Here is a 25,174-nt window from a genome sequence, read left to right as displayed (position 1 = left end):
CTCATGTCCGCCATCACCACAGACTTGCCCGCCCTCGCCCAATCGATCAAGGATTGGGGCCGCGAGCTGGGCTTCCAGCAAGTCGGCATCAGCGGCCTGGATCTGGCCGAGCATGAGCAGCACCTCGCGCGCTGGCTCGAGGCCGGCTACCACGGCGAAATGGACTACATGGGCGCCCATGGCAGCAAACGCTCGCACCCCGAAGAGCTGGTGCCGGGCACGTTGCGCGTGGTTTCGCTGCGCATGGACTACTTGCCGGGCGATACGCAAATGGCGCAAATGCTCGCGCAACCGGAAAAAGCCTACGTGTCGCGTTATGCCTTGGGCCGCGATTACCACAAATTGATCCGTAAACGTGTGCAGCAATTGGCCGACAAGATTCAGGCGCAGATCGGCCCGTTCGGTTTCCGCGCCTTTGTCGACAGCGCCCCGGTGCTGGAAAAAGCCATCGCCGAACAGGCCGGACTGGGCTGGATCGGCAAAAACACGCTGGTGCTCAATCGCAAGGCCGGCAGTTATTTCTTCTTGAGCGAACTGTTCGTCGATCTGCCGCTGCCGGTGGATGAACCGCACACCAGCGAACATTGCGGCCGTTGCACTGCGTGTCTGGATATCTGCCCGACCAACGCCTTCGTCGGCCCATATGTGCTGGATGCGCGGCGCTGCATTTCCTATCTGACCATCGAACTGAAAAGCGCCATCCCTGAAGAGCTGCGCCCGCTGATTGGCAATCGCGTGTTCGGCTGCGACGACTGCCAGATCGTCTGCCCGTGGAACCGCTTCGCCAAGCCCTCAGGGGAAAGCGATTTCAAGCCACGACACAACCTCGACAATGCCGAACTGGCCGAGTTGTTTTTGTGGGATGAAGAGAAGTTTTTGAGCAGCACTGAAGGCTCGCCGTTGCGGCGGGCGGGGTATGAGCGTTGGTTGAGGAATCTGGCGGTGGGACTGGGCAATGCGCCTTCAACGATTCCGGTGCTGGAAGCGTTGAAGGCGCGACGGGATTATCCGTCGGATTTGGTCAGGGAGCATGTGGAGTGGGCACTTGAGCAGCATGCCCGAGATGCGCATGTCAAATCGGCGGGCAAAGCGCTCAAATCATGATTATCGGTTCTCGGCCATTGCCCCTGCGCGCCGAGCGCGCCATCAAAGCATGTCAGCTACCTTTTGCATAATGGCCGCCCACTTTAGTGATTGTGGCAATCCTGTTTTTGGAGTCCTCCCACAAATACACACGGTCAGCATCCGTTACATAAAAATGCATTTCCCGCCCCGAAGAGTTGGAGTTTCCCTTCAATGGCTTGTACTTGCCTCGTGCTATTTGGGCCGCAGTTACCGGGTGATCACCAGCCTCAATCGCGTCCAGAAATGCTTTAGCCTTTTTCGCTTCTGCGGTTTTTAGGGTCAGATCAATGACTTCTGTGTCTGAATAGTTTCTGACCAGAGTCCATTTCTTTTCGGCCTCGTCCTGAACCGGCTGACTGGCTTTCGCAGCCCTCTTGTTCGCAGCCTTGGCGCCTTTTCCAGGCTTGTAAAAATGTTTTGCCGCTTTGGTTGTGCTCTTACCATCAGGACTGAAACCTTTGCCAAAGGCTGAAGCCATCTTCCTGCCAGCATTCACAGCAGCTTTTGCACCCGCCGCCAAACCTGCACCGAGCGAAGCCAGCCCAAGACCGAAACTGATCCAACCCAATATCTCTCCTGCTGGATTATCCGGTGCATACTCCTCGAAACAGGAGCTGGCAATACCCGCCAGGCCTGAAGTAACGCCCAGCCAAAATGCCGTCATGACCCATGGCGTTGCCACGCCCGCCGTCAGCCCGCTGGCAATAATTCCGAGAACACCGAGGCCGATCCCCAGAACCGTTTCCCACGACATATGCCCGGTAGGGTCAACACGATTGACAGGGTCGCCCAGGCAATAACTGTAGGCATTCAATCCGCCCGCGCCGAATGGACTCATGCTGTCGGGGGCGAGGAATCGCATCAATGTCGGGCTATAGGCCCTGTAACCGTTCCCCAGCAAATACAGCCCGGTCACCGGATCCAGTTGCTCGCCGTTAAACCCCGCAAGGCTGAACAATCCACCTTCGGCAGGACGATGCCCGTAAGGGCTGTAGGCGCAATCGGTGAACTGTTCCTTGCCCAGCGTTGCCAGCACGCTTTGCTGCTGATCGGTACCAAACAGCTGCGCGCCGGCGTTCAAACCGAGTTGCTGCTGCCCCACCAGCGCTCCACCGTGACGTACAACGCTGGATGAATTTTCACCACTCACCTCATTGGCGACCCGGCCTGCGTAGTAGTAACGCTGCGTAGTTACCTTGTCGGGTTGCGACAGTTCAACCAGATCGTCGAAACCGTCGTAATGGTAGCCACGAATGACTGATTCCCCTGCGCCGGACAATTGCTCAAGACGTCCGAACGCGTCATAGGCCAGAGTTCGCGCCTGATCGTCCTTGATCATCCTGCCGTTGGCGTCGTACTCCAGCGTCACTGCCGGTGGATAATCGACGTGGGAATGCTTGACTGCACTGAGCTGTACCGGATCGGGATTGTCATAACTGAAGGTGGTCAGATTTACGCCCAGCGGGAACTTCGTCTGCACGGTAAGAATGTTATCCAGCGCATCGAAGGTGAACGTCTGCTGGATAATCTCCTTGCCATACGGATCGCGGGGCTTTTGGGTGCCGGCACAGTCGTACTGGATCAGACGCCCGCGCACATCGTAGGAGAATTGCTCATCGCGCAGTAGTTGCGCGCCACGCCTGGACACTTTCTGCGCCAGTTTACCGGCAGGCGTATAAGTCGATTCCAGCGTCTGGTCGGGCTGGCCCTGAATCTCGAAAGTACGCCGGGTTTCACGACCGATATCGTCATAGGCAAACCGGGTGATCATATGGCGCTTGATCGACGTGTCTTCGGTCTTCGTCCAGCCCAGCATCCCGGTCTGGATGTCGTAGTGGAATTCAGTTTTCAACGAGCCCTGGGTGGTGGTCAACAGGCGGCCGTGCTCATCGTACGCGGATGTGCTTTCGGCTCCGAGCACATCGATATGAGTGACTGGTCGCCCCTGCAGGGACCAGGTACTGGACGTTGCTTTGGTGATAGCGCCGAAGGTCGTCGTTTCGGATTTGAGGCGTCCGGAAGGGTAATAGGTAAAGCTGCGTTCCCTGCCGTTTTCGGTACAGCTCAAAGGATTGCCACTGACGTGATCATAAGTCAGGGTGGTGACCAGTTCCCCTGCCTTGCGCTCCGTCAGCAAACCGCCCAGAGCTCGCAAATAGGTGAATTCGGTTTTTTTGCCGTCGGCGCTTTTGTACCACTGTGGCTGAGTGAAGCCCGCTTCATAACCCGTCTCGGACTTTCGTCCGCCTACGATACTTTGTGTCAAACGACTCAAACCGTCATACGCTTGCTGCCCCAACACTTTGTCACCGACCTTTATGCCAATCGGTAGCCCTTCATCGCTATGCTCGGCGTAGTCGGTCACTACCGCACTGGCATCAGGCAGGACACTGCGGATTATCCGGTCAAAAACGTCGTACTCATATCGAGTGATATTGCCGACAGGATCTATCTCGCTGGTTGTGCGCCCGAACCCGTCATAGGTGTAAACGGTTTTGCCCAGACTCTTGCCCTTCAGATTGAAGCTTTCGACACTCAGCGGTTTACCGAAGTCATTGACGAGGGTGAGTGTCTTGCCCATCCCCTGGAGCCAATGGGTTTGCTGGCGAAGGACCGGGTCCGTCTCGCTGTGTTCGATACGCCCATCGGCATGCAGCGTCTTGCTGACCTGGCCCCAGGAATCGAATTCGTAACGGGTACTGACCGGATAGGGCTTGCCATCCCGCCAATCGGTCAGCTTCACTTCCACCTTGTGACCGACCGAATCATGCAGGGCAGAATAAAGCGTGCGAGTCGGGATGAGCCCGTCCTTGTCGGGATGGTCGCAGTCCTTTTCCTGAACGGTGATCACTCGCCCAAGGCCGTCATAGTTCACTCTTTGCTCACCGCCGACGGGATCCGTGGTCACCATTGTGGCCGGCTGCTCTTTGCTGGCAGCCTGATAGGTCCACTGGGTGGCAGCCGCATAAGGGGTCCCGGAAGCAACCGTTCTGCGCACTGCCCGACCGATTGCGTCGAATTCATGTTCGATGTGCTCGCCTTCGACACCGACTTCCGACACCTGTAATCCGGTCAGCGTCGAGAGCACTTTCTCACTGGTCTGCAGCGCATCGTCAAACCCGCGCGTACTGGACTTGACCCGTAACCTGTCGCCCTCAAGATCATAGGAAAATTCGGTAGAGGTTTTTTTGTCATTCAAGATGACACTTTGCTCTTTGGTGGCCCCGTGCTTGAGTGGATCCTTGGGCGAGTTCAGATAACTGCGCTCGGTTTTCGAACGCAAAACCTCAACATTTTCCACAACTTCAAAAAAACGCTCCCCGACCGGTAACACGGAGGCCAATTCCGCACCTTCCAGTGCGGGATGCAAGACATAGTCGTAGTAGGTGACAGTCGAAGCACCACCCGATGCAGCAGCGGTGACCGTCCTCTTTTTCGGGAATCTGGAAAAACCCAGCGGGTCCTCTGGGCAATTATCTCCACCACTTGCCGGATAAAATTCGGTCGAAGTCGTCACCCCGCTCGGCTCGATGTGCTTGAGCAAGTTGCCTTCGGAATCAAACTCGGTGACGGTGGTTTCCACACGCTGCTGTTGGGTACGCCGATCAAGGTGAGTCACTGTATGGACTTTCGGCATGCGGAACTGAGCCACCTGCTCATTGAAAGGCTTCGTGACGGAGCAATGATACTCGGTGGCGGTGGCGATCTGGGCGTCGCCACAGTTTGTAACCTCAGCCACCAACAGATGGAATTTGTTGTAGGTGCGTCTAATGCGTGTATGTACTTTGCCGCTCAGTAACAACTGCTCGTCCGAGGTGTAAACATAGTGACCGGGCGCCAGATAGAGCGGATCCAGGTCACTATCCTTGGCCGGGAGAAGGCCCTGCCCAAGGAAGTTATGATCGGAATACGTGTACGTCTTGCAGAGTTTGGGTTGGCCGCGCCCGGGGTAGGTATCGTGAGCGATAACAAACGGCAGTGTCTGTTCCACGCCATTTACGAAGCTATGACCCTGGCGCTTGTAGCGAATGATTTCTACGCCGCGCAATGGGTTGACGACGCGGTGCAAATAGCTGGCCTCATCGATGACTTCATATTCCAGCTCCCAACTTTTACCTAGCGGAAGCTCGATCGCTGTTACCCGAGCGTTTTTCAAGATCAACTTGTAGTTGGAACTGGACGTGGTATCGGGATGCCGGGTCAATGTCAGCTGACCTGCCTTACGGGTGATTTTCAGCAGGCATCGTTTGGCGTCACGGACTTCGGCCAACCTGGGAAACTGGTTGAACAACTCGTGCTTCAACGCAATGCTCACACCGTTCGCCGCGATTATTTTTTCCGCTACGGCAACCTGAGTGCCAGGCAAAACCTTGAGCAGTTCACGGCGACCATCCTTGTATCGAACTTCGTAGCGCCCTGCTCCGGTGACCAACACCTTTGCCGTTTCCAGCTTCATTTCCTTGAACTTCAGACCGGTAGACGTTTCTACAGCCTTGTAGCGCTCGCCGCTGGACAGTGTCATGACTTTGCTGCGCAAATCGTAGTTGGTCATGGTCAGAGACCAGCCAACGCCGAAACCGACATCTGTCTGATTGAGCGGATTGAAACCCAGTGAGAGCGCAAACTCAGGGCCGTTAAGATCGGACGAATGCAACTTGCCCAACGAAAAGGCGCACGTGTATATGCCCGTGCGGGGATCAACGCCTCCGGAAACAAACTCACCGAAGTTAAAAGCGTTTGATTGAACAGCGGAAGACGAATTACTTCCCATAGAAAATCTCCTTTACTCCAGATGCAGATAAGGCAGGTCGAACTGGCCAGCGAAAAAACGCTGACCACAAAACGAAATCAGACTAGCTGTTTCATTGACCGCCTGGATTCATCCAGAATAAAAGTAAGCCGCTCTTTATCACCATCGATACAAAGCCTGTGCTCCGAACCGAATTCATCAATCACGGCAAACTCGAATGCGCTTTTATTTTCCCCCGCTGCTTGTGATTCAGTGGAAACATACTGAATAAGCGTCAACTGTCCAGGCACTTTATTGATAGGTACAGGGACGTAGCTGAAGGGGCCGCGAAATGTTGCTCGCAGGCCATATATCGGTGCCATATACCCATAAAAAACCTTGCGACTACCTTGTATACCGGGAATATTACCGGAGACATAGACCAGCACCGCGTCCTCGGAATCATAAGGATCAAGTTTTACGTCAGTGCTGTACCAGTCAAGGAGGTGAATCTGCCTGCCTTCCGCGCGCAGACCAATATGATAGTGCTGAATCGTGTCATATCGCCCCCTCTTCAGTTCCTCATCATATTTGTTCAACGAAAAGTTGCTTAGCGAGTATTCTTTCGGGGGGATCGCCTCCAGCGTAACACTGCTGTCGAAACCAATTCCGTTACTTCGCAATACCACGCCGTCCATGCAAATCTCGGCAGCCACTTCCATGATTCCCGGTGTGGAAGCAGAAACCCAGAACTGAAAAATCTGTACCGGATCAGAGACGTCGCTTATCCGGTTGTCCGTAGTACGTGGGACTTCCGCCAGCCGCGTTGCCCCCCCCGACATTTCGTGAGCATAACGGTTTTCCTGCTGCGAGACGCTCCACCCCCCTTCCAGAGGCCGAGCACCGTTATAGGCAATCAACCGCAATGACTGCAATGCGGGATGTCCATACAGCGATGCGCCGTCGCCATTGTTATCAATCCCGTGCAGAAGCACCAAAACCCGCACCTGCATGCGACCGTTGGCATATAGCACTTTATGCTGACCTGACTTTGTGGAGTCGAGCTTTACCTCGATACGGGAAACACCAACTTGATCATCAAACATTTAACAACACCTTGCTGATTAATAGACTTCGCCCTTTAAGGGCTCAACAAAGTATTGAGGCTCTATTTAAATATTAACACCAGCAACATTCGACAAATTGTGAAGGAGCAATATTTCAACACCCCCTTCAATAACCCACACAAATACTAATATGTTCAACAATCGCAGACTTCATGATACGCAATTCAACAACGCCCTTCCGCCCCCTTTGATTCCAGCACTCAATAATGCATCTCCCCTCCTGATTTCAACTGCACAGAATCAGAAGGGGAGTGGTTGAGGAGGTTTATTCTTGTCCGGTTGTGTTAGAAAAACAAAGGAGCCGTTACTTCCTCCAACATTCAGTCACTGTCTGAACCTGTCGAGAACCCGCTCTCTGAAGATTCACTGTCGGAGTCAAACTCCGAAACCACATCCTCCGTCTGGATTTCAATCTTTCGATCCATACTGGAGCTTTCAAGATACTGACTGATCCGTTTCCTTGACGCATCACTCAGCGGGTTATTCGCCAAGCCAACAAACAAGTCCTGTGTATCCGGAATATCGAACAGCTCATCCCCTACATTCGAAATACTATTATTCTGCAACGCCAACACCTGGAGCTTTTTTAACGTATCTATACCTGAAGGCATTCTGGAAAGATTGGCGTCATACAGCATCAACTCCACCAAGTTCGGCATATAGCCTACATATGGAGAAACTGTCAGAGGGTTTTTTGCCAAGTTCAGTAATGTAAGCGTTTCAATTCTGGAAAGCCCTTCAGCCATCTCCTCGGAAAGCCTGAGTGAGCAACCATCCAACGTGAGTTGACGTAATTCACGCATCTGAAAGATCCCTGACGGGAAGGCCTCCATTTTTATGCCGGTGACCATCAGATGCTTAACACTGGGAAAACTGTCAAGGAATGCGCCTATCCGTGCGCCCGGCCTTCCTACGTCCAGTATTAACTCTGTTACATATTCAAATCTGGCAGACAATCTTGGTAATTCATCAGGAGAATCAACAGTGTGAGAAAAGTGATAGTCACCGAAGCCCCACTCTGAAACCGACTTGCGCTGCCAGATATCTTGCAGCTTTGCGCTGAACTGCTCGCGAGCCTGGCTTCGTTCGGCAAGTGTCGGTGCGCCCTCCGGTTCCGACATCCGCGCATGAGGTGACGCCCCATCGGCATTCCATATCGCCAATTCATCACGCAATGTCGCAAACTCTTTTTCCAGGCGCAGCATTACGCCGGATGGATCACTCTTCAAGCGCTCGGAGATAAACGTTTTCACATCCTCATCTGGAAGATGCGGATAAAGATCACGCACTCGGTCGGCAACGGACCTGGTCGATGTCGCCCCCTCCTCGCAACTGCCCCGTGTGCCGGTATTGTGCAGCGGCAGGATCGACGGTAATCGCAAGCGGCGCCATCCCCAGCAACTCGCTCACGGTTTCACGTGGCGGCAACGGCTGTGCACGGATCAACTGTTGCAGTGCCGCACCACCACCTTCTGTCACACCCAGCAACTGTCGATGTTTGGGCAACAACAGAAACCAGATTGTTGAATAAAGATCCTTCGATCCTTGAGGGAATTGGGCGTCGCGGTTCTGGATGGCATAGCCATCATCCTGACGAATCAGTATGTGACGAAACGGCGATCGGGCATCGCCGATCGCGCTCAGGACATCCCCGTCCATCGTCCCTTGGCGAATCTCGATACGAGTCTGCCGTGGCCAGTTCGCGAGATTTCCGAGCATATGCAGCACTAACTGATCACTGTCAGGGTTGGATATCGCCTCTAAATAAATGCCTTCTGCGGCCCTTGTCAGGCGAATGTCTCGCAGCGCCACCAGTGCCTCTTTCGCCACTCGCTGAGGCATGCCTGGCTGGTTGTGCATATGTAAACGCTCTGCAGCGCTGGTAGTGCGCCATATTGCCAGCGCAGCCGTTTTCGGTAGATCTGGAAATACCCGGCGTATCCGCAAAGTGTTTTCATCGCAATCGGATTCAAATGCATCTTCCAGATTCTTGAACAGCGTAAACCGCTCTGGTGCGGCCCCGCGTCCTTGCGCCTGCATCTTCTGGTCAAGTTCGAATCGCCTGATGGTGTCCTCCAGTAAAAAAGGCGCATGACGATCATTTACGAGCACATCGCGCAGCACTGATTCATTGACCCCGCTCACTGCCAGCAGGCGTGCAACCGTGGCGTCGGAAAACTGCGCCACAGAACGGCCCATCCGGCGAAAAAGTTGTGCGGTTTGTATTGATATTGAATCAGTGAAAGTGAGGCCATCGCTGTCCAGCGGTTTCCAGAACGGGCCCTCGCTGTCCGGTTTCAGTAGCGGGCCGGAAGGGTCGAGTTCACTGGCCAGCGTGGCGCGAAACAGACCATTCTCAGCGTCCAGCACCACTTGCACGATATGGTCATCGGCCAAGGCGACATACTGACGCTGCTTCACAAGCCGGATGCCCTGCGCATCGGCCTCGCCGAGGCTTTTGGGTGTGAGTATCCAGTAATCTGCCAGTGAGGATTTTGTGGCATGCATCGCGACATTGATCGCGGAAGATCTCGGGGTCACGCTCACACTGATCGCTCGGGTCACTGCGACCGAGTCAGGCCCGAAGGAAGGGTGCAAGGGATCCAGACGACGCGGGATGGGCAGAGGCGGCATTGCTGAAGAGGCGGACGGTGGCAGATGATTACTCTTGACACTGGTATCGGGGTTTTGAGTTGGGGCAGGAACAGGTTTGACCTTTGGCGGTTTGCCAATCATGGGTGCTCATCCTTGAGGTGTGGTGACGTTGGCCCCGCATAACTGAAGGCCAACGCAAGACATATATAAAAATATTTTTTATGCGAATATCGGGTAACTGAACATCACAGCTTACCTGCAGTAAAAGTTACAAAAACATATATATCTACTACACCTAAAAAAAATGCATCAATGAAGGTTTAATCACCTCGTTCCAGAGACATAGTGCTGTTTTCGAATCTCGTGCGAATGGCCAGTTTATGCGCCGTGCCGTACTGATCAATGGCGCTCAAGTGAAGCAGCCCGCCGTATTTTTCTTCACGCTGTTGTTTCGAGTATTCGGACGTTGCTTGCACAACGGTCAGCTCACCGTCGCGGTCATTGACCATTACAGTATAACTCTGGATTTTTCTTCCCAAGGCGTCTGGAAACAAGTATCCGATAGAATCGCCGTCATAGGGCAAATACACTATTTCCAGACTTTGTTCGGGGCGAACAAGGATCGTCGTCATATAATTTGTTCTTGTTTTGTGAAGTTTGTTACCGCCCGCAAAATCACAGCTAGCGCCTGCCGGTACCCCCTCCACTATCCAGTCGACCAGTTTGATTTGCTGACCCTGCGGGTACAGCCCCAGATAAGAGTTCCAGATACGATTACCGGGCTTTTCATTGCCGCGCCGGACGTGATTCCAGCGAAATTGTTCAATACCATAGGCCGTCGGTGTCTGTGCTTCAATAGTGACGCTACTGTCATGGATGCTGGAAAGCGTGGTTCCGTTACTGACAATCCTCACGCCGTTCAGAGACAAGCGCGCACCGACCTGGGTCGTACCAGCGCCCTCGGAGGATACCCAGAACGTGCGAACCTGAGGGTCGACACTGTCACTGTCTACGGTGTCGTCAACATCTCCAACGGTGATTGAAGTTGGCGCCTCCAGGGTAAACCGTCCTTGTTCCGTGCTCGCGGCCCAGCCGTCGCGCAACGTCTTGCCAGTGTTGTAATGAATAAGTTCGATGCTGTCCATTACATCCGCGGGTACGTGCATCGCGTTGCCGTTAGCGTCAACCCCGGACACCAGAACTTGCACTTTCACCTGCATCCGGCCGTTACCAAAAAGCGTTTTGTTGCGAGTACTATCGCCGGCATCGAACTTGACCTTGAAGCTGGCAATAGTTTCGAAAAGGGACGAATTGGTTTGCTGACCCTGGGTAGCTTCCATACTTTCACTCATGCTGCATTCCTTTGAGAGATATATTTGAAGATGACAATTTGAATTTGCCAACAACAGAGATACATGACTTCCAAAAAATCGACAAAGTGAAAAATGTAAGAAACATACATTTGCAAGCCGCCAGCGACTCACAAGTTTTATCCAGCAAACCCTCCGACTGCAACAAACATCAATGTTCGTCGTTATAAACGAACTTTGGCATTTCCCAATGAAAACGAATGGCCAGCAGACGTAACAAAAACCCGCCAAACAGAGTAATCAGAACGGCCTGTTCGCCCGGCACGTTCAGATACAGGCATAACATGTAGCACCACGCGGCGGCAAAAGACACGCTGGCGTAAAGTTCACGGCGGAAGATCAGCGGAATGTCGTTACAGAAGATATCGCGCAGGATGCCACCGAAAACCCCGGTAATCACACCGCTGACCGAAGCCACCAGCATGCCGTGGCCCATTTCCAGCGCGGTCATGCAACCGATCAGGGTAAACGCCACCAATCCCACGGCATCGAGCACCAAAAACAGTGAGCGCAGGTGGCGCATCCAGCGCGCGGTGAACACCGTGAACATTGCCGCAACCGAGGTCAGCACCAGGTATTCCGGATGTTTGACCCAGGTCAGCGGGTAATGCCCGAGCAGCACATCGCGTACCGAACCACCGCCCAAAGCTGTTACACAGGCGATCAGCACGACGCCAAACCAGTCCATGCCGCGCCGACCGGCAGAAAGGGCGCCAGTCATTGCTTCGGCGGTGATGGCGATCAGATAGAGCATCAGCAACATGGTGGCAATCCTGGCAGTGAGGCGCGCAGTTTAGCCACTACACGCCGGCACCAACAGAGATGACGCTAACCGAACTCCAATTTAAAATCGCCGTCATTGATGATGGAACGGATGCAACATTGCTGGAGAAGCGAACGGTGGCCGGTGAGAGCCATCAGTGGATGGTCAGTTGCCTCGCTCCAGATATAAATTACGCTCATAAAAATTCGTGCGAATCGCCAGTTTATGCTCTGTGCCGTATTGATCAATGGCACTGAAGTGAAGCACATTGCCGACTTTGTATTTCTCCGCATCTTTCGAGTATTCGGACAGGGCTTGAACGACGGTCAGATAACCGTCGCGGTCATTGACGATGACGCTATAACGCTTCTCGTCCCTTGTTATGGCGTCATCAGTACAACTGTACCGATCCTTACTTGCGGAAAACGGCAAGTACGTCGTGACCTCAGATCGTTCGCGGCGAACAAGCGTAGCCTCCATATAGTTCGTTTGTGGTTCATCAAGTTTGTTACCTCCCGCAAAGAGGTGATCCTCGCCGGGTTTTACTCCATCTACAATCCAGTCGACCAGTCTGATCTGCCGTCCCTGCGGAAACAGGCCCAGATAATAGTTCCAGATACGATTGCGACGCTCCTCATTGCCGCGCCGCGTCTGAAACCAGTCGAACAGTCCAATCGAATAGGTCTCAGGTGGTTGCGCTTCGAGCGTTACGCTGCTGTCATGAACACTGGAAAGCGTGGTCCCGTTACTGACAATCCTCACCCCGTTCAGAGACAAGCGCGCACCGATCTGGGTCGTACCAGCGCCCTTGGAGGATACCCAGAACGTGCGAACCTGAGGATGGACGCTGTCATTGCCTACATCATCTTCTTCAACTTCTCTGACGGTGAATGGAGTTTGCGCCTCAACGGTAAACCGCCCTTGTTCGGTGCTCGCAGCCCAGCCGTCGCGCAACGTCTTGCCAGTGTTGTAATGAATGAGTTCGATGCTGTCCATTACATCCGCAGGGACGTGCATGGCGTTGCCATTAGCGTCCACCCCGGACACCAGAACTTGTACTTTGACCTGCATCCGGTCATTACCAAAAAGCGTTTTGCTGCGACTACTGTCGACGGCATCGAACTTGACCTTGAAACTGGCAATTGTTTCAAAACCGGATGAATTGGTTTGCTGACCCTGTGTAGCGTCCATACTTTCACTCATGCTTCACTCCTTTCAATAGATATATTTGCAGATGACAATTTGAATTTACCAACAGCAGAGATACATGACTTCAAAAAAATCGGCAAAATGAAAAATGTAAGAAACATACATTTGCAAGCCGCCAGCGACTCACGGGTTTTCCAGCAAATGCCCCGACTGCAACAAACATCAATGCTCGTCGTTATAAACAAACGACGGAAACCGCCGTCATTAATGACGTAACGGATAGTCGGCGTCACCACCCAGCGTCACTGCGAATCGGCGAAGGCATCCAGAGTAACAGTTACAATCTGCAACTCCGGGGTTCCTTGTACGAATGCTTAAAGGCAATTTGTCTTTTTGGTATTGCAGAAAAATGAACGTTCAGCCTTGCTCCAGCTTGAAGCTTCGTTCTTTAAAGTTAGTGCGAATAGCCAGCTTATGTTTAGTGCCAAATTGATCCAGAGCGGTGAAGCGGAAAACTTCCGACCTGTCGACGGGCGGTTGATTTCGTGATTGCGGGGACAGTACCTGGACAACAGTCAATTCTCCGAAGCGGTCATTGACTTTAACTTTATAGTCTTTCTCACGATGAATAAACCTGATGGAATCTGGTGTCGAACCGGAACTCTCGACAAACGGTAATGACACGTTAAACGTCTGGCTGTCCGGGCGGATCAGAATTCCTGCCTGAAACGCTGCATTCCATGCATCGACTTTATTACCGAAGGCAAATACAACGTCCTCATCAGAACCTTCAACAATCCAGTCCACCAACTCTACTTTTTGTGCATGGGGATACAAGCCGAGATAGTATTTGTAAATACGCTGATTTCCAAACCCGCCGTCATACCAGACATCTTCCCAACGGAATTGCTCAATCGCATAGGTTAGCGGCAGGAGAGCCTCAATACTGATACTGCTGTCATGCCTGCTCGACAGAGTTGTTCCATTACTGCGGATGACCGTGTTATCAAATTTTATGGACGCACCGATGTGGATGCTTTCAACGTTTTCGCTGGAAACCCAGAACGTTCGTACCTGACGCTGGCCCGAATGATCCTCGTCGCCATCATCCTCCTCCATACCGTTGGCGGTGTGCGCTACCGCCAAGGTGAAAGGGCCCTGCTCCGTGCTGGCTCGCCAACCATTGCGCAAGGTTTTACCGCTATCATAGTGAATAAGACGAATACTCTCCATGACCTCGTCGGAAACAGCAACGACATCACCGTTGCGATCCAAACCGGCAACTACAACCTGAACCTTAACCTGCATGCGCCCATTAGCGTATAGCACTTTGCTTCGACTGGATGCACCCGCGTCAAACTTTACGACAAGACTACCGATACTTTCTGCGGCGCCTGGCTCATGGGATTGATCCTGTGACGCAGTCAAATCTTCGCTCATTGGTTTTCTTCCTTGATAGACATTTTCCTGAACAGTCCAACTGTTCAAACTCAGAGCACCAGTAATAACATGCGCGCAGAAAAACCGCTTATCCATAAGTGTAAGAAAAACAAAAAAATGATCAAAGGTTTAACTAGAGAAAATCAACCCAATTGAAACCCGCCAAAGCCACTGCATGACTCAATCACGTAACAAGCAATATTCACCGCCACATCTGAATTCAAACTTGCAATGCAAAATACAACACTCCAGCTTGAACTCATCATGCTTGCTTAACCGCCCGGAAACACTAGACAAACGCACAATACGCAACATTAGACGGATGCACCGTAACGTCGGCATAAAGCTCGCTTCGAAAGATTAGCAGAATGTTATTGCAACAGATGTCGCCGATCAGCGTGGACGTCACCAAACCATATCGCACTGGCGCGACAGAGCGTGAGCGGCACGTTTCAATTCAGGAACTGCCAAGGGCCGTGATCTTTTAATATTTGTGAATGCATAACAAGCGCAAAAAAGATCCCTGCCTGCGGCAGCCCCTACACAAACCACTTCAGAACTTGATGAAATGCTTGCGGTAATGCTGCAGCTCGGCGATCGACTCACGGATGTCGTCCAGTGCCAGGTGCGTGCTGCCCTTCTTGAAGCTGTCGCGCACGTCCGGCGCCCAGCGCGCGGCCAGTTCCTTGAGCGTGGAGACGTCAAGATTGCGGTAGTGGAAGTAGCTTTCCAGCGCCTTCATGTGGGTATAAAGGAAGCGCCGATCCTGGCAAATGCTGTTGCCGCAGATCGGCGATTTGCCCTTCGGCACCCACTTCTCCAGGAAGGCGATGGTTTCGGCTTCAGCTTCGGCCATGCTGATACGGCTGTCGCGCACGCGCTGGGTGAGGCCGGAATTGCCGTGGGTGCGGGTGTTCCATTCGTCCATCCGCGCGAGCACTTCGTCGCTGTGGTGGATGGCAATCACCGGGCCTTCGGCCAAGGTGTTGAGGTCACTGTCGGTGACAATGGTGGCCATCTCGATGATGACGTCGTTTTCCGGATCCAGACCGGTCATTTCCAGGTCGATCCAGATCAGGTTCTGCGGGTTTGGCATATTTCGGCTCCTAGGCAATGCTGCGCAGTTTAGCCTAGGCCGGTGGCCGGGCGTGCTAAACTCGCGGCCGTTTTACCTAATCGCTGCATTCTTCAGACGGAACACCCATGGCCAAACGCCAACTCAATCGTCGTCAAAACTGGCGCATCGAAAAGATTCAGGGCGAGCGCGCAGCGCGCGCCGCCAAACGCGAGTCCTCGGCTGTCGAAGCGCTCGAGGGTGGCGACCTGGGCCCGGAACAGACCGGCCTGGTGATCGCCCACTTCGGTGTGCAGGTCGAGGTCGAAGCTGTTGACGGCGATCAGGCCGGCCAGGTGTTCCGCTGCCACTTGCGCGCCAACCTGCCTGCGCTTGTGACCGGCGACACAGTCGTCTGGCGTGCCGGCAATCAGGGCATCGGTGTGATCGTCGCGCAACTGCCGCGCACCACCGAACTGTGCCGTCCGGACAGCCGTGGCCAGCTCAAACCGGTAGCCGCCAACGTCGACATGATCGTCATCGTCTTCGCGCCGCTGCCGGAGCCGCATGCCAACCTGATCGACCGCTATCTGGTTGCGGCCGAACACGCCGGCATCCGTCCGTTGCTGCTGTTGAACAAGTTCGACCTGATCGACGAGCAGAACGCCCCGGCGCTCAATGCGCTGTTGGCGGTGTATCGCACGCTGGGCTACCCGGTGCTGGAAGTGTCGGCGCACCACGGTAACGGCATGGAGCAGTTGCAACAGCAACTCGACGGGCGCATCAGCGTGTTCGTCGGCCAGTCCGGCGTCGGCAAGTCGTCGCTGGTCAACAGCCTGCTGCCCGAAGTGGAAACCCGCGTCGGGCCGTTGTCCGAGCTGTCCGGCCAAGGCACGCACACGACGACCACCGCGCGACTGTTCCACTTCCCTGGCGGCGGCGAACTGATCGACTCCCCGGGTATCCGTGAATTCGGTTTGGGCCACGTCAGCCGCGCCGATGTCGAAGCCGGTTTCATCGAATTCGATGATTTGCTCGGCACCTGCCGCTTCCGCGACTGCAAACACGACCGCGAACCGGGTTGTGCACTGCTCAAGGCGCTGGAAGATGGCCGTGTGCAGCAGCAGCGCATGAACAGCTACCGCTCGATCATCGCCAGCCTGCCGGAAAACGGTTATTAAGTAGCCAGACATAAAAAAGCCGCGATCATCTCGCGGCTTTTTTTGCCTCAAGCGCTGGCGGGCGGTTTTGGCGTAGCCATCTTCGGCTCAGGTTTCTGAAATGCATACAGATGCTGACGCACAATCCCGCCCGGCAACTCCTTACCGAACACGCCGTAACGTACCGGCCATTCTTTGGGCGGCAATTTGAAGGTGCCGAACAGCATGTCCACCAGCGGCGTGTGGATCGCGTAGTTCTTGTAGATGTAATCCTTGTGCCGGGCATGGTGCCAATGGTGGTAGCGCGGCAGCACGATCAGGTAGTTCAGCCAGCCACCGTTGATTCGCACGTTGGCGTGGGCCAGTACGGCCTGGACACCGACCAGAATCACATAGGCATTCAACGCTTGCGGGGCGAAGCCCAGCAGCATCAACGGCACCAGCACACCGGTGCGGGTCAGCAGGATTTCGATGAAATGCACGCGGGAGCCGGCGAGCCAGTCCATGTGCGTGCTGGAGTGATGCACCGCGTGGAGGCGCCACAGAAATGGCACCACGTGATAGAGCCGGTGCAACCAATACTGGCCGAGATCCGCAACCAGTACCGCGAGCAGAAACTGCACCAGCAACGGCAGGCTTTGTACGCTGGTCTGCACGCTCGGCGACATCGCCCAACCGGCGATGTAACTCGACGAGGCGGTGATGAAGATCAGGATGAACTGCACCAGCATGTGGCTGACGAAGAAGTAGGTCAGGTCGGTGCGCCAGTGCGGGCGCAGGATGTTTTGCTCGGGATTTTTGGAGTAGAGCTTTTCCAGCGGAATGAACACGATCGCCGACACCAGCAGCGCCAGCACGAACCAGTCCAGACCGAGCGAGTACGGCGTCTGTCCGATCGAACTGACCTGAACATTGGTGCCACCGAGAAACACCGCCAGCCCCGATGCAACCAGACCGGTAATCCCCAGACGCTTGCGTTTGTTGAGCAGGATATTCAGGGTGCCGAGGCTGAACGAAACCACCAGACCGAGCAATAGCGTGGTGCGCGCGAACTGCTCGTCATAGACCTTGCGCAGTTCGGCTGTGGTCAGCCACTCAGGAAACAGAAAGCAGAACACCGCCAGCAGGCTCAACAGCCCGAGGGTGGCTGATATATAGCCACTGACCCGCCCCTCGCCAAATTTGAAGGGTGCGTTGCCGTGCCGTTGAAAATAGGCTTTGAGTCTTTCCATTTACTGATCTTCCGTGATTGCGAAAACTGCGACTGGTCATTGCGACGCAGGCAGATACAAAAAAGCCACGGAGACCGTGGCTTTTTGTGGATCACTGCTTCGGCGCGGGGGCCGGTGCAGTGGCTGGCGGAGCAGCAGGCGCTGGCGCCGCACTCCCCGGCTCAGCCGGTTTCGGCGCAGCGTCGTCGAACAGGTTCAGGCGTTCGCGCAGTTCGTGCGCCGGCACCGGTTGCTGATCCGCCGGCAGTGCATTCGGGTCGACTGGGGCTGCCGGAGCGGCACCATTCTGACCTTGATCCGCCGGTTTCGCCGGATCCGCACCTTGCGAACCTTCGATGGCCGCCTGGGCTTTTTTGGTCAACACCACAATGTCGATGCGACGGTTGACCGGGTTGAACGGGTTTTCCTTGTCGAACAGCGCCGACGAGGCATAACCGACGACCCGCGCCACTTGCGCATCCGGATAGCTACCGGCGACCAGTGCACGACGGGCAGCGTTGGCACGGTTGGCCGACAATTCCCAGTTACCGAAATCACCGGTGCCGGTGTACGGCTTGGCGTCGGTGTGACCGCTGATGCTGATCTTGTTTGGCACCGCTTTGATGGTGTCGGCCATGGCCAGCAGGATGTCTTCAAAGTACGGCTTCAGGCGAGCAGAACCCGAGTCGAACATCGGCCGGTTCTCGGCGTCCATGATCTGGATGCGCAAGCCATTCGGAGTGATTTCGAAGAGAATCTGATCCTTGAATTTCTGCAGTTGCGGGTTCTCGTCGACCTTGTTCTGCAGTTCTTGCAGCAGCAGTTCCAGACGTTCCTTCTCGACCTGCTCGGCCATGCCTTCAACCTGTTCGGTGTCGACCGTGACCTTGTCGGGCTGCGGTTGCGATTTCACTTCCGGGTTGAGGGTGTTTTCCGGGGCCAGGGTCGGCGTACCGCCCAGGTCGATGATGTACGGCGTGCCGCTTTCGGAGAAGCCGACCGGGTCTTTGAAGTAACCGGCGATGGCGATCTTCTGCTCAGGCGTGGCGGTAGACAGCAGCCACAGCACCAGGAAGAACGCCATCATCGCCGTGGCGAAGTCGGCGAAGGCGATTTTCCACGCCCCGCCGTGATGCCCGCCGGCTATGCGCTTGACGCGCTTGATGATAATCGGCTGATTATTTTCCATGACTTAGCGACCGCGAACAGCTTGTTCCAGCTCGGCAAAGCTTGGACGGTGGGCCGGGTACAGCACCTTGCGACCGAACTCGACCGCCAGCGATGGCGGCATGCCGGAAGCCGAAGCCACCAGCGAGGCCTTGATGGCTTCGTAGACGTTCAGTTCTTCCTTGGCATCGTGGGCCAGCGAGTGGGCCAGCGGACCGAAGAAACCGTACGCCGCGAGAATACCGAAGAAGGTACCCACAAGTGCCGCACCCACGTGCAGACCGATCGACTTCTGATCGCCTTCACCCAGCGAGGCCATCGTCACCACGATACCGAGTACCGCCGCGACGATACCGAAACCGGGCATGGCGTCGGCGATGCCGTTCACCGCGTGGGATGGATGCTCGAGGTCTTCCTTGAGGCTGTACAGCTCCATGTCGAACAAGCCTTCCAGCTCGTGCGGGGCCATGTTGCCGGAAGACATGATGCGCAGGTAATCGCAGATGAACGCGGTCATGCGCTCGTCTTTGAGCACTGCCGGGTACTTGGCGAAGATCGGGCTCGCAGCGGCATCTTCGATGTCGCCTTCGATGGCCATCATGCCTTCGCGGCGGCTCTTGTTGAGGATCTCGTAGATCAGCCCGAGCACTTCCAGATAGAAAGTGTGGCTGAAGCGCGAACTGAACATGCTCAGGGATTTCTTGAGCACGTGCATCGTCATGTAGCCGGGGTTGGCCTGGAGGAATGCACCGAGTGCAGCACCACCGATGATCATCACCTCGAAAGGCTGGATCAGGGCGGCAATCTTGCCGTGGGAGAGCACGTATCCGCCGAGCACGCTCGCGAATACGACGATGATGCCGATAATTTTAGCCATAGGTAGAAAGTACTTACTTAAGTCGGGTTCAAGGTCATATTCGGAAGTTAAAAAATCTCTTCTTCTACTTATCGGCAAAACTGCGCCAGACTATAGCCAGTTCAGGCGAAAAGCCAATTTAGCCCATGCCGGGCGCGTCTACAGTCAGTGAAGATCCCGTCCAGACATGGCTAATGAAACGAACGTCCCACACGCAAAACCGACCACCCTCGACGGCTGGGTAAAGTTGCTCGATGGCGTGCGACTGCCCGTGCCGCAAGAGGCTCACGACAAAGTCTGCCGCGCGATCCGTGACAATCGCAGCTCGTTGCGCGACATCGCCGACCTGATGCAGGACAGCCCGGCACTGGCCTTGAGCATCATCCGTGAGGCGAATCGTCACACCCACGGCACCATGGCCACGCCAGCGGAAAATCTCGAGGTGGCGATCAATCGACTCGGCCTTGCCCGCACCGAAGAACTGCTGGCGCGTCTGCCCGCCGAACCGCAGATGCAAATCCCCAAGGCCCTGCGCCAGCTGCAAATGATCAGCCAGCACGCGACGCAACAGGCCAACGGTTTTTTCGCCAGTCGCCTGGCGCGGCTGTGGCAGGACATTCATTGGGGTAGCCTGCTGTTTCTGTCACCGTTGTGGCCGTTGGCGCTGACCTATCCGCAACTGCTTGAAGAATGGGAACTGCGGGTTATCCACAAGGGCGAATCGGCGCGCGTGGTCGAACAGCAGTTGTTCGGCGTACGCCTGCTGAAAATCGCCGAGGCACTGGTGCAGGCCTGGCATCTGCCGATCTGGGTGCAGCAGGGCTATAAACTGCTGCTCAGTGAGCAACGCGAACTGGTCAAAGTGCTGCGCATCGCCCGCGACAGCGAACATCCGTTGCGCCAGCAGAATCGCCTCGACGACGATCCGACCCTGCGCCGCTGGCTCAACCAGCCGGCCAACACCGTGTTGCTGGCCAACGGTCTGGCGCTGTCGGCACAACAGGCCTGGGACAGTCCGCACAGCGAACGCTGGCAGTACCTCACCAGCCTTTATCTGCAAATTTCCATGGACGAGGTGCAACAACAGTTGCACCAGCAGGCCGCCAACAGTGCGCGTCAGCATGCGATGCCCGATTTGTGGCACCCGGCGGTTTCATTGCTGTGGCCGTGGGGCACCCGTCGTTTGCCGGCCGGCATGTTGCCCGCCGCCGCGCCAAGCGCTGAAGACCTGGGCCAGTGGCGCAAGCAATGCGCCGAACTGCTCGCCGAGCCCAGCCGCTTCACTAATGCGATGAGCCTGACCGTCGCCGCCCGTGATGCGCTGGTCGCCAGCGGCATGCGCCGGGTGATGATCCTGATGGCCGACCGTACGCAGTCGAATCTGCGCGTGAATCAAACCGCCGGGCTGCCGAAAGAAGCGGCGGCGCTGAATTTTGTCGTCAGCCAGAGCAGCGTGTTGCAACGGCTGCTGGCGCAACAGGCGCAAGTGCGGATTACCCCGGACAACAACGCACAATTCTCCGCGCTGCTGCCACTGGGCCTGCGCACACTGTTTCGTGGCGAGCATCTGTTCCTGCGCTCACTGGTCAATAACGGCCGGGTGATCATGATTGTCGTCGCCGATCAGGGCGGCGGGCCGTTCGCCGACATCACCGTGCAAGCCTTTGGCAAAACCGCGCAGTGCATCGAAAAAGCCCTGCACAGCTTTAGCAGCCGTGGCCGATGAGGCTGCGCTACAATCCCCCCCTTTGTGCCCTGGAGACCTCACATGTCTGACTTCTCTGGCTTGCCGCTCGTCATCGAGCCGAGCGACCTGCTCCCGCGCCTCGATTCCCCTGAACTGATTCTGGTGGATCTGACCAGCGCTGCCCGCTATACCGAAGGTCATCTCCCCGGCGCACGCTTTGTCGACCCGAAACGCACGCAGCTTGGCCAGCCGCCGGCGCCGGGGCTGCTGCCGGCGAAAGCCGATCTGGAAGCGTTGTTCGGTGAGCTGGGCCATCGCAAAGACGCGGTCTACGTGGTGTATGACGACGAAGGTGGCGGCTGGGCCGGACGTTTCATCTGGCTGCTCGACGTGATCGGTCACGACAAATACCACTATATAGACGGTGGTCTGCCAGCCTGGCTGGCAGATGGCATGCCGATGTCGATTCAAGTGCCGGCGGTCGTCGGTGGCCCGCTGCCGCTGATTCTGCACGAAGAGCCGACGGCAACCCGCGAATACCTGCAAAGTCGTCTTGGCGCCGCCGATCTGGCGATCTGGGATGCGCGCGGGCCGCTGGAATACTCCGGCGAGAAAGTACTGGCCGCCAAGGCCGGGCACATCCCCGGCGCGGTCAATTTCGAATGGACGGCGGGCATGGACAAGGCTCGTCAGCTGCGCATTCGCACGGACATGCCGCAGATCCTCGAAGACCTGGGGATCACCAAGGACAAAGAAATCATTACCCACTGCCAGACCCACCACCGGTCGGGCTTCACTTATCTGGTGGCCAAGTCCCTCGGTTATCCGCGGGTCAAGGGCTACGCCGGTTCCTGGGGCGAATGGGGTAACCACCCTGACACGCCTGTCGAGATTCAAGGTTTTTAAGGACAACTAATGAAAGAGCGTCTGTTTATCCTCAGCCAGTACCTGCTGCCTCATCACCTGCTGTCGCGCCTGGCCGGCTGCATTGCCGAATGCCGCGTGCGCTGGTTCAAAAATGCCTTCACCCAGTGGTTCGCCAAGCGTTATCAAGTGGACATGTCGCAAGCGCTGGTCGAAGACCTGACCGCTTACGAGCACTTCAACGCCTTCTTCACCCGCGCCCTGAAAGACGGCGCGCGTCCGCTGGACGAAACCCCGGGTGCGATCCTCAGCCCGGCCGACGGCGCAGTCAGCCAACTCGGCCCGATCGAACATGGTCGCGTGTTCCAGGCCAAGGGCCATAGCTTCAGCGTGCTCGAATTGCTCGGCGGTGATGCAGCCAACGCAGCGCCGTTCATGGGCGGCGACTTCGCCACCATTTACCTGTCGCCGAAGGACTACCACCGCGTGCACATGCCGCTGGCCGGCACCCTGCGCGAAATGGTCTACATCCCGGGCCGGATCTTCTCGGTGAATCAGACCACCGCTGAAAACGTTCCGGAACTGTTCGCCCGTAACGAGCGCGTGGCGTGCATCTTCGACACCGAACGCGGGCCGATGGCTGTGGTGCTGGTGGGCGCGATGATCGTCGCTTCGATCGAAACCGTGTGGGCCGGCCTGGTCACGCCGCCGAAGCGTGAACTGAAAACCTTCCGCTACGACGAAGCCGCGCGCGCGCCGATTCACTTGGAGAAAGGTGCCGAACTGGGCCGCTTCAAGCTGGGTTCGACCGCGATCGTGCTGTTCGGGCCGGATCAGGTTAAATGGGCTGAAGAACTGGTCGCCGGTTCGCCAGTGCAGATGGGCCAAGGCTTGGCGCTGCCAACAGCCTGATCCCCGGACTGACGGTCGCCCCCTTGTAGGAGCTGCCGCAGGCTGCGATCTTCTGATCCTGGTTTCTAAAATCAACATCAAAAGATCGCAGCCTTCGGCAGCTCCTACAGGTTCAAGGCCGGTTCGTCCATTTGCTGCTATGGTTTTTGGCATGAGCCAGACCATCTCCGCCCCACCGCTGAGCGCCCCGATCCCGACGCAAACGCGCCTGTCGTTTTGCGAAGCCACCCCGCGCGACCTCAAGCGCTGGATCGCCGGCCTGCCCAAGGCCAACATCGGCGAAACCGCCCGCCTGCTGTATCAAGGCCTGGGCGAACTCAACCAGTTGCTCACGCCCAGCGACAACCGCCTCAACCTGCTGGAGCTGCTGCGCCCCGAGGTGTATTTCGTCTGCCAGCATCTGGAGCGGCACTTCCTGCATCAGGCGATCATGCTCGACGAGCGTTCGCGCAAGATCAGCAATCTGTGCCAGGCACTACAAAGCCATCTGGCCATCGGCTACAAGCAAATCGTGCTGCGAATTGCGCCGAAGTACAGCAAGGATCGTGCGGCGTTGGTCAGCACCGCCCTGCAACGGGCGGCCCATGCACTCAAAGGCCAGGTGCTGCGCGCCACGCAGCTGTATAGCTCGCCACCGGAGCATGCGTGGTTCGAACTGCATCAGTTGTATCGCATCACCTGCGAACTGCAACTGCAACAGCGCCGGGTCCACGACGATCTCGCCAGCCTTACCACCGAACTCACGCTGGAACAGACTTACATCGCTGCCCTGCTCCTGGGCAGTGCCCGCTGCAATCAATTGCGGCAGAACCAGATCGCCCGATTGGCCGAAGTGCTCGAACCGTGGAGCGCCCTGCTCAAATTACATCCCGGTCGCTCAAGCGAAGGCCTGTTTGCGATCAGCCCGGCAATCGATGCCGGCCCGCGCTATCGCAACATGTTTCGCAGCGAAGAACAGGCCGGATTGCTCGGCTTCGATCCGCAGCCGCTGGTGAACGCCATCGAAGCGCATTTGCAGCATCAACCCACATCGACGCCGCTGCCCGTTCCGCCCGGGCTGAGCTTCGACACCCTGCAACACCTGCACGCCACCTGGGGACAAGCCGCCGAGCGCAGCTTTCAGCGCACCGTCGGCCAAGGACATCTGACCGTGTGCGTGGGCATGAGCGCCCTGCACTTTTATCTGGGTGGCGAGCGCAGTTTCAGCGAGCTGCTCAAGCACCCCGGAACGCGCTCGGCGAATTTCAGCAGTGCCGTCGCCAAAGGTGAAAAGGACAGTTGGAGCCAAGCCTTCGACGCTGCACCGCAGAGCAAAACTGATGAATTTTTGCCTTACGAGGAAATCCAGTACGACCATTTGCTCGAGGACGAAAGCGGCACCGACAGTACACCGCATTACCCGACCTACGCGCTACAGGTGATCAATCACAGCCCCGGTGGTTATTGCCTGGCGTGGCCAAATGAAGTGCCCGCCGAGTTGCAGGCCGGAGAAATGCTCGGCATCCACGACAGCGTCAGTCTGGGCTGGAGCATCGCGGTCATTCGCTGGATCCGCCAGGTGCGCGGCGGCGGCATGCAAATGGGCATTGAGCTGGTGGCGCCACATGCCCAGCCTTGCGGCCTGCAACTGGTGCGCTCACGGGACGATCACAGTCAGTATTTGCGCGGATTATTGTTACCGGAGATCAGTGCGATAGATTTGCCGGCAACCTTGCTGGCGCCGCGCTTGCCGTTTCAGGAAGGCAGTAAAGTGCTGATCAACACCCAGGGCGAAGAACACCGCGCCGGGCTGGATCGACGGGTGGCGAGCACGCACAGCTTCAATCAGTTTGCCTATCGCTCGCTGGAGGCTGCGAAAAATGGCGGGAGTGAGGAGGATTTCGATTCGTTGTGGAAGTCGCTTTAAGTGCCCGCCAATGGATCGGCGGCGCTACCTTCGCGAGCAGGCTCGCTCCCACACTGGAA

Annotated in this window: 18 protein-coding genes; 6 read left to right on the top strand and 12 right to left on the bottom strand. The window is 56.1% G+C overall.

Annotated features, from left to right (window positions below; translation table 11 throughout):
• Positions 1–3 precede the first annotated feature (3 nt).
• Complete coding sequence (gene queG, locus RMV17_RS02485; protein WP_311885332.1) at positions 4–1,104, top strand: tRNA epoxyqueuosine(34) reductase QueG; 1,101 nt, start codon at positions 4–6, stop codon at positions 1,102–1,104.
• Positions 1,105–1,156: 52 nt separating this feature from the next.
• On the opposite strand, the gene RMV17_RS02480 is transcribed toward queG, so the two are convergent.
• The 9 genes from RMV17_RS02480 to orn all read right to left on the bottom strand — a co-directional run bounded on the left by RMV17_RS02480 (position 1,157) and on the right by orn (position 15,394).
• A complete protein-coding gene (locus RMV17_RS02480; RefSeq protein WP_311885330.1) occupies positions 1,157–5,896 on the bottom strand; it encodes an RHS repeat-associated core domain-containing protein in 4,740 nt (1,579 codons plus the stop codon).
• A 77-nt stretch (positions 5,897–5,973) separates the two neighbouring features.
• On the bottom strand, positions 5,974–6,960 hold the full coding sequence (locus RMV17_RS02475; RefSeq protein WP_311885328.1) for a hypothetical protein: 987 nt from the start codon (positions 6,958–6,960) through the stop codon (positions 5,974–5,976).
• Between the two features lie 341 nt (positions 6,961–7,301).
• Positions 7,302–8,234, bottom strand: a complete 933-nt coding sequence (locus RMV17_RS02470) for a hypothetical protein (protein WP_311885326.1) — start codon at positions 8,232–8,234, stop codon at positions 7,302–7,304.
• 28 nt (positions 8,235–8,262) lie between these two features.
• Complete coding sequence (locus RMV17_RS02465; RefSeq protein ID WP_311885324.1) at positions 8,263–9,717, bottom strand: DUF6543 domain-containing protein; 1,455 nt, start codon at positions 9,715–9,717, stop codon at positions 8,263–8,265.
• A gap of 179 nt (positions 9,718–9,896) precedes the next feature.
• On the bottom strand, positions 9,897–10,928 hold the full coding sequence (locus tag RMV17_RS02460; RefSeq protein WP_311885322.1) for a hypothetical protein: 1,032 nt from the start codon (positions 10,926–10,928) through the stop codon (positions 9,897–9,899).
• Between the two features lie 169 nt (positions 10,929–11,097).
• Positions 11,098–11,709 (bottom strand): trimeric intracellular cation channel family protein, encoded by a 612-nt coding sequence (locus RMV17_RS02455; RefSeq protein WP_034151650.1) that lies wholly within the window; start codon positions 11,707–11,709, stop codon positions 11,098–11,100.
• 165 nt (positions 11,710–11,874) lie between these two features.
• Positions 11,875–12,912, bottom strand: coding sequence for a hypothetical protein (locus tag RMV17_RS02450; RefSeq protein ID WP_311885320.1), 1,038 nt, complete (start codon positions 12,910–12,912; stop codon positions 11,875–11,877).
• A gap of 363 nt (positions 12,913–13,275) precedes the next feature.
• Complete coding sequence (locus RMV17_RS02445) at positions 13,276–14,298, bottom strand: hypothetical protein (RefSeq protein WP_311885318.1); 1,023 nt, start codon at positions 14,296–14,298, stop codon at positions 13,276–13,278.
• Positions 14,299–14,851: 553 nt separating this feature from the next.
• A complete protein-coding gene (gene orn, locus RMV17_RS02440) occupies positions 14,852–15,394 on the bottom strand; it encodes an oligoribonuclease (protein WP_034151653.1) in 543 nt (180 codons plus the stop codon).
• 107 nt (positions 15,395–15,501) lie between these two features.
• On the opposite strand from orn, the gene rsgA reads away from it, so the two are divergent.
• The gene (rsgA, locus tag RMV17_RS02435; RefSeq protein WP_034151654.1) at positions 15,502–16,533 is read left to right on the top strand and encodes a small ribosomal subunit biogenesis GTPase RsgA; all 1,032 of its coding nucleotides are present in this window, start codon (positions 15,502–15,504) and stop codon (positions 16,531–16,533) included.
• A gap of 47 nt (positions 16,534–16,580) precedes the next feature.
• Here rsgA and RMV17_RS02430 read toward each other — a convergent pair whose 3' ends face one another.
• From RMV17_RS02430 to motA, 3 genes are all read right to left on the bottom strand, one after another.
• Positions 16,581–17,744 (bottom strand): sterol desaturase family protein, encoded by a 1,164-nt coding sequence (locus RMV17_RS02430; RefSeq protein ID WP_311885315.1) that lies wholly within the window; start codon positions 17,742–17,744, stop codon positions 16,581–16,583.
• Positions 17,745–17,835: 91 nt separating this feature from the next.
• Entirely contained in the window at positions 17,836–18,912 is a 1,077-nt protein-coding gene (motB, locus tag RMV17_RS02425; protein ID WP_034151656.1) for a flagellar motor protein MotB, read from the bottom strand.
• Between the two features lie 3 nt (positions 18,913–18,915).
• Positions 18,916–19,767, bottom strand: coding sequence for a flagellar motor stator protein MotA (motA, locus tag RMV17_RS02420; RefSeq protein WP_007952169.1), 852 nt, complete (start codon positions 19,765–19,767; stop codon positions 18,916–18,918).
• Positions 19,768–19,933: 166 nt separating this feature from the next.
• On the opposite strand from motA, the gene RMV17_RS02415 reads away from it, so the two are divergent.
• From RMV17_RS02415 to RMV17_RS02400, 4 genes are all read left to right on the top strand, one after another.
• Positions 19,934–21,472, top strand: coding sequence for an HDOD domain-containing protein (locus RMV17_RS02415; protein ID WP_311885313.1), 1,539 nt, complete (start codon positions 19,934–19,936; stop codon positions 21,470–21,472).
• Between the two features lie 42 nt (positions 21,473–21,514).
• The gene (rhdA, locus tag RMV17_RS02410; RefSeq protein ID WP_034151658.1) at positions 21,515–22,339 is read left to right on the top strand and encodes a thiosulfate sulfurtransferase; all 825 of its coding nucleotides are present in this window, start codon (positions 21,515–21,517) and stop codon (positions 22,337–22,339) included.
• A gap of 9 nt (positions 22,340–22,348) precedes the next feature.
• A complete protein-coding gene (gene asd, locus RMV17_RS02405) occupies positions 22,349–23,209 on the top strand; it encodes an archaetidylserine decarboxylase (protein ID WP_311885310.1) in 861 nt (286 codons plus the stop codon).
• 151 nt (positions 23,210–23,360) lie between these two features.
• Positions 23,361–25,115 (top strand): molecular chaperone, encoded by a 1,755-nt coding sequence (locus RMV17_RS02400; protein WP_311885308.1) that lies wholly within the window; start codon positions 23,361–23,363, stop codon positions 25,113–25,115.
• Positions 25,116–25,174 lie beyond the last annotated feature (59 nt).

It is taken from the genome of Pseudomonas sp. VD-NE ins (assembly GCF_031882575.1).
Taxonomy (GTDB): domain Bacteria; phylum Pseudomonadota; class Gammaproteobacteria; order Pseudomonadales; family Pseudomonadaceae; genus Aquipseudomonas; species Aquipseudomonas fluorescens_BZ.
Note: the sequence above shows the minus strand (reverse complement) of the source record. Positions and strands in the feature narration are given on the sequence as shown.

What these genes read in the sequence shown, in the direction of transcription:
- motB (WP_034151656.1), bottom strand. Translation starts at nt 18,912, where the DNA reads ATGGAAAATAATCAGCCGATTATCATCAAGCGCGTCAAGCGCATAGCC.
- motA (WP_007952169.1), bottom strand. Translation starts at nt 19,767, where the DNA reads ATGGCTAAAATTATCGGCATCATCGTCGTATTCGCGAGCGTGCTCGGC.
- RMV17_RS02455 (WP_034151650.1), bottom strand. Translation starts at nt 11,709, where the DNA reads ATGTTGCTGATGCTCTATCTGATCGCCATCACCGCCGAAGCAATGACT.
- asd (WP_311885310.1), top strand. Translation starts at nt 22,349, where the DNA reads ATGAAAGAGCGTCTGTTTATCCTCAGCCAGTACCTGCTGCCTCATCAC.
- RMV17_RS02465 (WP_311885324.1), bottom strand. Translation starts at nt 9,717, where the DNA reads ATGATTGGCAAACCGCCAAAGGTCAAACCTGTTCCTGCCCCAACTCAA.
- rsgA (WP_034151654.1), top strand. Translation starts at nt 15,502, where the DNA reads ATGGCCAAACGCCAACTCAATCGTCGTCAAAACTGGCGCATCGAAAAG.
- RMV17_RS02445 (WP_311885318.1), bottom strand. Translation starts at nt 14,298, where the DNA reads ATGAGCGAAGATTTGACTGCGTCACAGGATCAATCCCATGAGCCAGGC.
- RMV17_RS02415 (WP_311885313.1), top strand. Translation starts at nt 19,934, where the DNA reads ATGGCTAATGAAACGAACGTCCCACACGCAAAACCGACCACCCTCGAC.
- orn (WP_034151653.1), bottom strand. Translation starts at nt 15,394, where the DNA reads ATGCCAAACCCGCAGAACCTGATCTGGATCGACCTGGAAATGACCGGT.
- RMV17_RS02450 (WP_311885320.1), bottom strand. Translation starts at nt 12,912, where the DNA reads ATGAGTGAAAGTATGGACGCTACACAGGGTCAGCAAACCAATTCATCC.
- RMV17_RS02430 (WP_311885315.1), bottom strand. Translation starts at nt 17,744, where the DNA reads ATGGAAAGACTCAAAGCCTATTTTCAACGGCACGGCAACGCACCCTTC.
- RMV17_RS02475 (WP_311885328.1), bottom strand. Translation starts at nt 6,960, where the DNA reads ATGTTTGATGATCAAGTTGGTGTTTCCCGTATCGAGGTAAAGCTCGAC.
- RMV17_RS02400 (WP_311885308.1), top strand. Translation starts at nt 23,361, where the DNA reads ATGAGCCAGACCATCTCCGCCCCACCGCTGAGCGCCCCGATCCCGACG.
- RMV17_RS02480 (WP_311885330.1), bottom strand. Translation starts at nt 5,896, where the DNA reads ATGGGAAGTAATTCGTCTTCCGCTGTTCAATCAAACGCTTTTAACTTC.
- rhdA (WP_034151658.1), top strand. Translation starts at nt 21,515, where the DNA reads ATGTCTGACTTCTCTGGCTTGCCGCTCGTCATCGAGCCGAGCGACCTG.
- queG (WP_311885332.1), top strand. Translation starts at nt 4, where the DNA reads ATGTCCGCCATCACCACAGACTTGCCCGCCCTCGCCCAATCGATCAAG.
- RMV17_RS02460 (WP_311885322.1), bottom strand. Translation starts at nt 10,928, where the DNA reads ATGAGTGAAAGTATGGAAGCTACCCAGGGTCAGCAAACCAATTCGTCC.